This window comes from Streptomyces sp. NPDC102462 (genome assembly GCF_044765425.1).
In the GTDB taxonomy this organism is placed as follows: Bacteria; Actinomycetota; Actinomycetes; order Streptomycetales; family Streptomycetaceae; genus Streptomyces.
Genome location: NZ_JBIWKB010000120.1, coordinates 1 through 9,705, shown reverse-complemented (window position 1 = coordinate 9,705; position 9,705 = coordinate 1). Strand labels below are relative to the sequence as shown.

The window sequence follows — 9,705 nt, the reverse complement described above, 5'->3', positions numbered from 1 at the left end:
CATCCAGCGGCTCACCCATGACAGCCATACCCCGGGCCCCTGGGCCTCACCGATCTTACGAATGACCAGTTCAGACCCACATCAATAGATAGGACTAGCCCATGTCCCTGCCCGTCCTGGTGATCGCGGCCAACGACGACTGGCCGACTGATCGCGTCGTGACCGAGCTGACCGGCCGGGGCATCGAGGTGTTCCGCATGGACACCGCGGATTTCCCTCAGCGGCTTGCGCTGACGGGCCGGATCGACCGGGGGCGCGGGTGGGCGGGCGAACTGGCCACCGCTCACCGAACGGTGGACCTGTCCCGGGTCGGCGCGGTGTACTACCGCGCCCCCGGGGCGTTCCAGTTCCCCGACGGCATGACCGGGCCCGAGGAGCGGTTCGCCGCGGCCCAGGCCCGCGCCGGCCTTGGCGGGGTCCTGTGCGCACTGGGCTGCCGGTGGGTCAACCATCCAACGTTCATGGCCCGTGCCGAGTACAAGCCGGTCCAGCTCGAGGCCGCCCGCGCCTGCGGGCTGCGCATCCCGCCCACGCTGATCACGAACCGGCCGGATGCGGTACGGCAGTTCGCCGCCGCCGTCCCCGGCCCGCTGATCTGCAAGCCCGTGGCGTCCCCCGTGCTGATCGAGGGCAGTCGGCTCAAGACCGTCTACACCCGCCGCCTCGATCCGGAGGATCTCACCGACCTGCGCGGCATCGAGACCACCGCCCACCTGTTCCAGGCATGGATCGACAAGAGCCATGAAGTCCGCCTGACGGTCGTGGGCTCTCGCATGTTCGCCACCGAGGTACACGCCGGCAGCGACGCCGCCCGCGAGGACTGGCGATCCGACTACGGTTCCCTCACCTACACCACCACGACGGTGCCAACCGACGTGGGCGCCGGAATGTCCCTCCTGATGGACCAGCTCCATCTCGCCTATGGAGCCGCTGACTTCGTCGTTGACCCCTCGGGACGGTGGTGGTTCCTTGAGGTGAATCCCTGCGGGCAATGGGACTGGATCCAGGGCGCGACCGGGCAGCCGATCGCCGCGGCGATCGCCGACGAACTGCAAGGAGTCACCTGATGGACTGGAAGCAGCGTGCCGCCGCGCTCGCCCGCACGGCGGCGCATCCAGGCTCCCCGTGGTACGGGCCAGTCATGGCCACGCCCCGGCATCTGTGCGTGCCCCGCTGGTTCACCGCCGGCCCGGAGGGCTGGACGCCCGCCGACGGCCCCGCAGACGAGTCGGCGTGGGCGAGTGCCGCGTACGCGGACCGGACCCTCGTCACCCAGGTCGGCCCGGTGCACGCCGATCACGCCATGGACGGCGAGACAGTGATCGGACTGCCCACCTCGTCCAGCACCCTGCCGAGTCTCGTGGTCAGCATGCTCACACACGGACGGCTGAGCGACGGCCAGGCGTTGTTGGACGTCGCCACCGGCTCGGGCTACAGCGCCGCGCTGGCTTCCGCTCGGCTCGGGGACGACTTCGTGACCACCGTGGACATCGACCCCTACCTGACCGAGGCCGCCGCCGAACGGCTCGACGCCATCGGCCACCACCCGAAACTGCTCACCCAGGACGCCACCGGGCACCTTCCCGGCGAGTACGACCGGATCGTCTCCATGGTGTCCGTGCCCCGTATCCCTGCCTCGTGGCTGCGCGCGCTCCGGCCAGGCGGACGCCTGGTGACCACCCTCGCCGGAACCGGGCTGATCCTGACCGCCGACAAGGCGGAGGACGGGGGCGCCGCCGGCCGGATCGAGTGGGACCGGGCCGCGTTCATGGAGACCCGCACGGGCGCCGACTACCCGCCACTGCTCAACGAACTGTTCACTCAGGTCCGCGACCAGGACGGCGACGTGGTCACCGACTCCCCGTTCCCGGTGCTCAACGTCACGCAGGCGTGGGAGGTGTGGTCGATGCTCTCCCTCACCGCACCCGGCATCGAGCACCGCACCGGCACCGACGACGACGGCAACCCGGTGGCGTGGATGCTGCACCCGGACGGCTCCTGGGCGCGCGCCGAGACAAAACCCGCCAGCCGTGCCGCGATCGTCCACCAGGGCGGCCCCCGCCGTCTGTACGACATGCTGGACGCCGTCCGGTGGCGATGGCTCGAACACGGCGAACTGCCGGTGTACGGGGCCCGGGTGACCATCGCGCCGGACGGTGGGACCACCCTGGCCCGAGGTGGCTGGACGGTCACTCTCGAGGGCAGGTGGGGCCCGGGCAGACTGGTGGGTCGAGGGGAGAGGGAAGTCCGTGGATGAGGAGTCGTTGGAGGAGTGGGCCGCGCGTAGGGACGCCCGTCGGCCGAAGCCCGGTGACCGCAAGGCCGTCCCCCTCGGGGACGGTCCGGAGCGCGGTGGGCACGTCCAACCGGACGCCCCGCGCGGGATGCTGGAGTGGGACGGCCACCGGTGGGCCCCGAGCGGTGTGGCCGACGACCACGCCACGGCTGCGCAGGAGACCGACCACCAGAACGAGGCGGAGCGCGTACGCCTCCCGCCCTTCGGCCGCCTGCCCGAGGCACCGGAGCCATGGCGGCCCACGGAAGTGTTCCACCGCCCCTGAGCCCCGAGTTGTCGGCCCGGCGGGTCCTCCGGGTGGAGTTGTGGCAGCTCTCCCGGCTGGTGATCGTGGGCCCGGGCCGGGCGCGCCCTTCTTACCTCCCGCTGTGCGACGGGCCGTTCCTATGTGGGCACCGGACCCAGTAGAACGGCGGCCCCCTCGGCGAACCCCGAGCGGGAACGGTTCGCATAGCGGACGTGAACATCCGGTCAACGAACCAATTCCGGCCAAACTTTTGACGCAGCCCTGACAGATGATGCGATCTCCTGCCACTCTTCCCACGACCGACTCACCGCATTCCACGGCGCCACCGATGGCACCCGAGCCGGCCCCGCACCTGGTTCCGCGTCACACCCCGTTCTGCCCGGAGGACCGACCCGGCCTCCGGACCACCTGGCCGCACACGACCGCGGCCACGCAGAAGGAGTCAGCGTTGAGAAGCAGTTCACCGTCCGGGCGCGCCTCACCGGAACCGGCCGTCGAATCCCGGCCATCGAGGGCCGGGACCCACGCGGCGTCGGCGGACCGGGCGGCCGGAGGCTGACCTCCGCCGCGTGAACCGCACGCCACCGCGGCGGGAACGGCACGCCGACCCCCGGAACAGCTCCCGGGCGCGACCCGGCTTCACCTGTCCACACCGCTTCCCGGACAGCCGGTTTTCGGCCAACATCACATCAGGGTCCTGACATGTCCACGTCCTTGGTGTCACCCTTCCTTCACCGCCGCAGCACAGCAAGTTCGCCACTCCCTCCGGCCGGTGCCCCCGCACCGCCCGGACTCCCCCACACGAAGGAGCTTGAGTGAGCCCCCTCTACGCGCGTCACAAGCGCACCACCCTGGCCATCGCCACCGCTGTCGCGGCCGGCTCCCTGCTCGCCACCGGCCTGGCCACAAGCGCCTCCGCGCAGACCCCGGCCCAGGCCGCCGCCGCGAAGCCGCTCGCCGCCGCCCCGGCCACCCTGTCGGCCGCGGCCCGCGGCGAACTGATCCAGCAGGCACAGACCGACGCCGCCGGCACCGCCCGCACCATAGGTCTCGGCACCCAGGAGAAACTGGTCGTCAAGGACGTCGTGAAGGACGTCGACGGCAGCGTCCACACCCGCTACGAGCGCACCTACGCGGGCCTGCCGGTGCTCGGCGGCGACCTGATCGTGCACTCCTCCGCGTCCGGCCGGACCGAGGGCGTCACCAAGGCCACGAAGCACACCATCGAGGTGGCCTCGCTCACGCCGCGCATCGACGCGGCCAAGGCCGAGAAGCAGGCGCTGACCGCCGCCGAGGCGGCCGGCTCGGCCAAGACCGAGGCCGACGGCGCGCGCAAGGTGATCTGGGCCGGCTCCGGTGAGCCCGTCCTCGCCTACGAGACGGTCGTCGGCGGCCTCCAGGACGACGGCACCCCGAACGAGCTGCACGTCATCACCGACGCGGCCACCGGCGAAAAGCTCTACGAGTACCAGGGCATCGAGACCGGCACCGGCAAGACCCTCTACTCCGGCACGGTCACCCTGAGCACCACGCTGTCCGGGTCGACGTACCAGCTGTACGACACCACGCGCGGCGGCCACAAGACGTACAACCTGGCCCGCGGGACCTCCGGCACCGGGACCCTGTTCACCGACGCCGACGACGTCTGGGGCACCGGCACCGCCTCCAGCTCCTCCACGGACCAGACGGCCGCCGCCGACGCCGCCTACGGCGCCCAGGCCACCTGGGACTTCTACAAGAACACCTTCGGCCGCAACGGCATCAAGAACAACGGCCAGGCCGCCTACTCGCGCGTCCACTACGGCAACGCCTACGTCAACGCCTTCTGGTCCGACAGCTGCTTCTGCATGACCTACGGCGACGGCTCCGCCAACACCCACCCGCTGACCTCGCTCGACGTGGCCGGCCACGAGATGAGCCACGGCGTCACCTCCAACACCGCGGGCCTCAACTACTCGGGTGAGTCCGGCGGCCTGAACGAGGCCACCTCCGACATCTTCGGCACCGGCGTCGAGTTCTACACGAACAACGCCTCCGACGTCGGCGACTACCTCATCGGCGAGAAGATCAACATCAACGGCAACGGCACCCCGCTGCGCTACATGGACAAGCCCAGCAAGGACGGCGCCTCCGCCGACTACTGGTCCTCCAGCGTGGGCGGCAAGGACGTGCACTACTCGTCCGGTGTCGCCAACCACTTCTTCTACCTGCTGTCGGAGGGCAGCGGCGCGAAGACGATCAACGGGGTGTCCTACAACTCCCCGACGTACAACGGCTCCGCGGTCACCGGCATCGGCCGGGCCAAGGCGCTGCAGATCTGGTACAAGGCGCTGACCACGTACATGACGTCCACGACCAACTACAAGGCCGCCCGCACGGCGACCCTGAACGCGGCGACCGCCCTGTACGGCTCCGGCAGCGCCGAGTACAACGCCGTGGCCGCCGCCTGGACGGCGGTCAACGTCACCTGATCCGAGGAGAAACGGCAGGGCGGCCCCCCAGGAGGAAGGCATTCCGGGGGGCCGCCCTACCCTTGGGTGTCATGTCTTCGGCAGACTTCACCTACGAGCCGGTCGGCGCGACCCGCGAGAACCTGACCGCCTGCCCGCCCGGCTTCCACGCCCTGCATGTGCGCACGCGCATCGGCGAGGGCGAACAGGTGTTCCGCCGGGCCGCCGAGACGCTCCTCACCTGGGAGATGCACCGCGCACTGGGCGTGGGCATCGACGCCGGCGCCGACCGCGCGGCCCCCGGCGTCGACGTCACGGTCACCCTGGCCGGCCTGGTCAGGGCCCCCTGCCGCGTCGTGTGGACGGTGACGGAGCCCCGCCGGGCCGGCTGGGCGTACGGCACCCTGGAGGGCCACCCGGAGTGCGGCGAGGAGGCGTTCGTGGTCGACCGCACCGGAGACGGCACGGTCTGGCTGACCGTCGCTGCCTTCAGCCGCCCCCGCTCCTGGTACGCCCGAGCAGGCGGCCCGGCAACCAGAGCCCTCCAACACGCCTACGCCCGCCGCTGCGGAACGGTCCTGAAAAACCTGTGCGGCGAGAACACCTGACCCCACCCAAAGAGCCACGGGACCTGCGCGCCCAGCCACAAGACACCCGCAGACAACCAATCAGCTCGCCCCAAGAAGGGGCGCGAGGAACTGCGCGCCCAGCCACACTCCACCCGCACCCACAAACCCACCGCAACCACCCCCAATAGGGGCGCGGGGAACTGCGCAACCACCCACCACACACCCGCACCCACAAACCCAGCACAACCACCCCCATTAGGGGCGCGGGGAACTGCGCGACCGGCCACAAGACACCCGCACCCACAAACCCACCGCAACCACCCCCCACCCCACCCAAGCCAAGCCATTCAGCGCAACACCACTCCCGCCCCCGCAAAAACATCCTCCGCCGGGACCGCCACCACCCCCAACTCCGCCCCCGACGCCAGCAACCGATGCGCAGGCAGCACACGCACGGTGTAACCGTAGGGCCCGGTACGGTCCAGCGACAGCGAACCCTCGTACACCCACCGTCCCCCCGCCTCCACCCCACCCGCGGCCTTCAGCGGCACCGCCGTCGCGTCGGAGATCCGGTCCTCCGGGTCGACCCGGCCGGAGACGGCCTGCACCTCGACGTCGTCGGGCCCGAGGCCGCCGAGACCGACGACCACCCTGAGGCCGACGGTGGCCCCCAGTTCCGCGGTGGCGGCCGAGGCCGTCGTCTCCACGTGGTCGACGCTGACCCCGTGCCAGGCGGCCCGCACCCGCGCCTTCCAGGCGGCGAGTTCGCGGGCCGCGTCCGCGGTCAGCGCGCGATGCGCGTGCGCGGCGGGCGCGTAGAGCCGATCGACGTACTCGCGGACCATGCGGCTCGCCGACACCTTGGGCCCGAGGAGGGTCAGGGTCTGGCGGACCATCTCGATCCAGCGGTCGGGCAGCCCGCCGCGCCCCCGCTCGTAGAAGCGCGGGGTCACCCGCTGTTCCAGCAGGTCGTAGAGGGCGGCGGCCTCGATGTCGTCGCGCCGCTCGGGGTCCGTGCCGGGCCCGTCCGCGGTGGGGACGGCCCAGCCGAGGTCCGGCTGGAACCACTCGTCCCACCAGCCGTCCAGCACCGACAGGTTGAGGCAGCCGTTGAGGGCCGCCTTCATCCCGGAGGTGCCGCAGGCCTCCAGCGGGCGCAGCGGGTTGTTCAGCCAGATGTCGCAGCCCGGGTACAGCTTCTGCGCCATCGCGATGCCGTAGTCCGGCAGGAACACGATGCGATGGCGCACGCGCGGGTCGTCGGCGAACCGGACGAGTTCCTGCACCAGCCGCTTGCCGCCGTCGTCCGCGGGGTGCGCCTTGCCCGCGACCACGATCTGGACGGGCCGCTCGGGGTGCAGCAGAAGCTCCATCAGCCGGTCCCGGTCGCGCAGCATCAGGGTGAGGCGCTTGTACGACGGGACGCGCCGCGCGAAGCCGATGGTGAGCACGTCGGGGTCCAGGACGCCGTCGATCCAGCCCAGTTCGGCGGTGCCGGCGCCGCGCTGCCGCCAGGAGGCGCGCAGCCGCTCCCGTACCTCCGTCACCAGTTGCTCGCGCAGTTCCCGGCGCAGTCCCCACAGGTCCTGGTCCGCTACGCCCGCGAACCGGTCCCAGCGCTCCGCGCCGTCGTCGGCGGGCGTGTCCTCGGCGTGCCGCGCGCCGACGTCCCGGGCACCGAGCCGCAGCATCTGCGGGGCGACCCAGGTGGGGGCGTGCACCCCGTTGGTGACGGAGGTGATCGGCACCTCGTCGGGGTCGAATCCCGGCCAGAGCCCGGAGAACATCTCGCGGCTGACCCTGCCGTGCAGCAGGGAGACGCCGTTGGCGCGCTGGGCCAGCCGCAGGCCCATCACGGCCATGTTGAACAGGTTCGGCTCGCCTCCCGGGTAGGTCTCCATCCCCAGGTGCAGGATCCGTTCGACGTCGATGCCGGGGAGTTCGGCGTCGGGGCCGAAGTGGCGGGCGACCAGTTCCCGGTCGAAGCGGTCGGTGCCGGCCGGGACCGGGGTGTGGGTGGTGAACACGGTCCCGGCCCGCACGGCCTCCAGCGCCGCGTCGAAGTCCTGTCCGCCGGCGCGGAGTTCGGCGATCCGTTCCAGGCCGAGGAAGCCCGCGTGCCCTTCGTTGGTGTGGAAGACCTCGGGTGCGGGGTGGCCGGTCAGCCGGCCGTAGGCGCGTACCGCCCGCACCCCTCCTATGCCGAGGAGCATTTCCTGGAGCAGCCGGTGTTCGCTGCCGCCGCCGTACAGCCGGTCGGTGACGCCGCGTTCGCCGTGGTCGTTCTCCTCGACGTCCGAGTCGAGCAGCAGCAGCGGCACCCGGCCGACCTGTGCGAGCCAGATACGGGCGTGCAGCCGTCGGCCGCCGGGCAGTGCGAGCGAGACCTGGGCCGGGCTGCCGTCCTGCTCCTTGAGCAGTGTGAGCGGCAGTTCGTTGGGGTCGAGGACGGGATAGTGCTCCTGCTGCCAGCCGTCCCGTGACAGGGTCTGCCGGAAGTAGCCGTGCCGGTAGAGCAGTCCGACCCCGATCAGGGGTACGCCCAGGTCGCTGGCCGCCTTCAGATGGTCGCCGGCGAGGATGCCGAGGCCGCCGGAGTACTGGGGCAGTGCGGCGGTGATGCCGAACTCGGGCGAGAAGTAGGCGACGGCCAGGGGCAGTCCGGCTGGCTGGGCCTGGTACCAGCGGCCCCTGCCGAGGTAGTCGTCGAGGTCGTCGGCGACGGCGGTGAGCCGGCCGAGGAAGCGGCGGTCCTCGGCCAGCTCGGCCAGGCGCGCGGGGGGCACGCTGCCCAGGAGCCGTACCGGGTCGCCGCCCGAGGAGGCCCAGCGGCCGGGGTCGACGCACTGGAACAGGTCGCGCGTTTGAGCGTGCCAGGACCAGCGCAGATTGCGCGCCAGGTCGCTCAGCGGACTCAGGGGCTCGGGGAGAACGGGACGGACGGTGAACCGGCGGATCGCCTTCACATTCCACCTCGGCGCGGTTGCTCGGGGAGGCGCACGGCGACGTGCGTCTCGTCGTCTGTGACGACGGTACCGGTGCCGGGCCGGGCCCCGCCGGGCATCGCCGGCGAGCCCCGGAGGTATACAGCCTGGACGGAACCGGCCATTTTCGCGCCGATGCACGCGGGAGTGTGCGGTGTGCGGCCGGGCCCGCCGGGCGGACTCCCGCAGGTACCGGCGCGTCGGTGCCGGCGGAACCGCTCCCACCGGGCGGGCCGGTCTTGTGCGCGGGCATACGCGCGAGTAGTTAACAAAGTCCCGGATTGCTCACCCGAATAGGGTGGGAAGGCTCCTGCGGTACGCCCCTCAGGGGCATCACGGCCACCCCGCAGGACCCACCTCCCCACACCCATCCGCCCACACACCCTCGTTGACGCGGACAGGAGCGGTCATGCCCGCCAGGCACCCCTCGTCACCACCCCCGACAAGCAGCAGGAACGGCACGGCGGCCGGGCCGCCGCAGCGGACGGCCGACGCCGTGGCACCGGAGCGGACGGCTGACGCCGTGGCGCCGGCGGACCGCGGCGAGGCCCGGCCGCCCTCCCGGGGGCGGTCCCCGGCGAGCGGGGACACCGCCGTCGGCCGCATCCCCGTCCTCGATGTCCGCCCGGTGGTCCTGGGCGGACGCCGCCCGGCGAAGGCGGTCGTCGGGGAGACGTTCGAGGTGTCCGCGACCGTGTTCCGCGAGGGGCATGACGCGGTGGCCGCCAATGTGGTGCTGTGCGACCCCGAGGGCCGGCCAGGACCCTGGACCCCGATGCACGAGACGGCCCCCGGCACCGACCGCTGGGCCACGGACGTCACCCCGGACGCGATGGGCCGCTGGACCTACCACGTGGAGGCATGGAGCGACCCGGTCACCACCTGGCGGCACACCGCGGGGATCAAGATCCCGGCGGGCCTCGACACGGATCTGGTGCTGGAGGAGGGCGCGCGGCTGTACGAGCGGGCGGCGGCCGGGGTGCCCGAGGCGGGCGGGGCGCGGGACGCCGTGCTCGCCGCGGTGGCGGCCCTGCGGGACGAGAACCGGCCGCCCGCCTGGCGGTTGGCGGTGGCGCTGGCGCCGGAGGTGGCCGGGGTGCTGGCCCGGTATCCGCTGCGGGACCTGGTGACCGCCTCGGCGCCGCTGGTACTGCTCGTG

7 protein-coding genes are annotated in these 9,705 nt (G+C 72.0%); 6 read left to right on the top strand and 1 reads right to left on the bottom strand.

The features are described from left to right. Positions 1-101: 101 nt before the first annotated feature. From tgmB to ACIRFL_RS43070, 5 genes are all read left to right on the top strand, one after another. Positions 102-1,067, top strand: coding sequence for an ATP-grasp ribosomal peptide maturase (gene tgmB / locus ACIRFL_RS43090; RefSeq protein WP_404041048.1), 966 nt, complete (start codon positions 102-104; stop codon positions 1,065-1,067). Continuing rightward, positions 1,067-2,257: a methyltransferase domain-containing protein gene (locus ACIRFL_RS43085; RefSeq protein WP_404041045.1), complete on the top strand. Its 1,191-nt coding sequence runs from the start codon at positions 1,067-1,069 to the stop codon at positions 2,255-2,257. The genes tgmB and ACIRFL_RS43085 overlap by 1 nt, the downstream gene beginning before the upstream one ends. Beyond that, positions 2,250-2,561, top strand: coding sequence for a DUF6087 family protein (locus ACIRFL_RS43080; protein WP_404041042.1), 312 nt, complete (start codon positions 2,250-2,252; stop codon positions 2,559-2,561). Before ACIRFL_RS43085 ends, ACIRFL_RS43080 begins: the two co-directional genes overlap by 8 nt. A gap of 797 nt (positions 2,562-3,358) precedes the next feature. Then, on the top strand, positions 3,359-5,014 hold the full coding sequence (locus tag ACIRFL_RS43075; protein WP_404041039.1) for a M4 family metallopeptidase: 1,656 nt from the start codon (positions 3,359-3,361) through the stop codon (positions 5,012-5,014). Between the two features lie 71 nt (positions 5,015-5,085). Continuing rightward, positions 5,086-5,601, top strand: coding sequence for a DUF1990 domain-containing protein (locus ACIRFL_RS43070; RefSeq protein ID WP_404041036.1), 516 nt, complete (start codon positions 5,086-5,088; stop codon positions 5,599-5,601). A 308-nt stretch (positions 5,602-5,909) separates the two neighbouring features. Here the strand turns inward: ACIRFL_RS43070 and ACIRFL_RS43065 are convergent, their stop codons facing one another. Then, on the bottom strand, positions 5,910-8,528 hold the full coding sequence (locus tag ACIRFL_RS43065; protein WP_404041033.1) for a glycosyltransferase family 1 protein: 2,619 nt from the start codon (positions 8,526-8,528) through the stop codon (positions 5,910-5,912). 427 nt (positions 8,529-8,955) lie between these two features. Here ACIRFL_RS43065 and ACIRFL_RS43060 point away from each other — a divergent pair. Next, positions 8,956-9,705 (top strand): maltotransferase domain-containing protein (locus tag ACIRFL_RS43060; RefSeq protein WP_404041030.1); only part of this gene is annotated, 750 nt, incomplete at its 3' end.